At 57.7% G+C, this 1,420-nt stretch carries 2 protein-coding genes; both read left to right on the top strand.

What is annotated here, in order from left to right:
- Nucleotides 1-408: hypothetical protein (locus KP814_RS32520; protein ID WP_216740669.1), on the top strand; the 408-nt coding region annotated here is incomplete at its 5' end.
- Nucleotides 408-1,088 carry a replication protein P gene (locus tag KP814_RS32515; RefSeq protein WP_216740668.1) on the top strand — a complete coding sequence of 227 codons (681 nt, stop codon included), beginning with the start codon at nt 408-410 and terminating at the stop codon, nt 1,086-1,088. The genes KP814_RS32520 and KP814_RS32515, both read left to right, overlap by 1 nt.
- Nucleotides 1,089-1,420 lie beyond the last annotated feature (332 nt).

Here is a 1,420-nt window from a genome sequence, read left to right as displayed (position 1 = left end):
ACGGTCTCCAAACAGACCGAAATCGGTCTATATACGGACCGAAAACGGTCCCCACAAAAGACAAAAGACAATAATTCAAAAAACAATATCCCAAAAGACAACACGCGGCAGACGAAATCCGCCGCTCTGGATTTGTCGAATTTGCCCGCATGGCTATCCGTCGCCTCGATGGAAGAATTCATCCGTCACCGCCGGGAAATCCGCAAGCCGTTAACGCCTCTCGCGCTGTCCAAGCTGATCGGCAAGCTGGAGACGTTCAGAGCCCAGGGCCACGATGTTCAAAGCATCCTCGACGAGTCCATCGCCAACGGTTGGCAGGGTGTGTTTGAGCCCAAAGGCCCACGCCAAACCGCCAACGTGGTGGACTGGAACGATACAAGCTGGGGCGATGATCTGGGGGAATGGTGATGAAATCAGTCAACGAAATAACTCTGAGCGTTCAAGCGCAGATCGCCAAGCCACAAGCGCCCGTCGCCATGGCGGCCCATACCTCGATCAACGACAAGGCCCGCGAGAACGTTAACGCGATTTTCAAAGCCCTGCAGGCGTCGTTTCCAGCTTGGAGACAGGCCTTTCCCGATACGGAAAGCCTGCTTGAAGCCAAGCGCGCCTGGACTAAAGCCATGGTCGAAAACCGGATCACCAGCGCTGACCAAATCCGCGTCGGGATACGCCGGGCGAGGGCGACGGCTTGTCCGTTCTTTCCGTCGATCGGTCAGTTCGTTTCCTGGTGCAAACCGGAGCCTGAAGACTTCGGACTTTTGCCCACTCCAGCAGCTTACCGAATGGCCTGCGGAGGCCTGCAAGAGCTGGAGCGTAGCGAGAGCATCGCCTATCTGGCGGTACGCATCGCCGCAAAGGCGACGGGGAGTTACGAGCTTAGGGTGCGTACCGAAAGGGAAATGCTGCCGCTGTTCACGCGCAATTACGACATCGTTTGTCGCCGCGTGATGAACGGGGAAGACATCCAGGCGGACATCCCTAAAGCGCTACCAGAGCAACCAGCGAAGGCGTCTAGGCCTGTCCCCCGCGAGGAAGCCCGTCGACGTATGGCGGACTTGTTGAAATCAGTTTCGGCCAGCAGTTAGGCCAAGGAAAAGCAGTAATGACACAAACACACGCAAGAAGAACCGACCCCGTAAGCAGCCATCTGGCRGCGGCRGCCAATGAGTCAAACCGCTGGACGCAGACGCAGCTTGTCGCGCTGGAGCTGGCCAAGCGCCCGGTCCCTGATTGGGTCATAGGGTGGACCAGTTCGGAGTTGGCCAGGACCGCAAAGCTTGATCGCTACATGGTCGCACGCCGCCTACCAGACGCAGAGAAGGCGGGCTTGGTGGAGCGCGTCGGAATTATGGAATGCTCGATTTCAGGACGTAAGGCAGTGGCCTGGAGGGCGGTTAAACATGACTAAGCGCCCAAG

It is taken from the genome of Hahella sp. HN01 (assembly GCF_018986435.1).
GTDB lineage: Bacteria > Pseudomonadota > Gammaproteobacteria > Pseudomonadales > Oleiphilaceae > Hahella.
This window is presented reverse-complemented; position numbering and strand designations above follow the sequence as displayed.

Coding starts and splice junctions, on each gene's coding strand:
- KP814_RS32515 (WP_216740668.1), top strand. CDS start 408: ATGAAATCAGTCAACGAAATAACTCTGAGCGTTCAAGCGCAGATCGCC.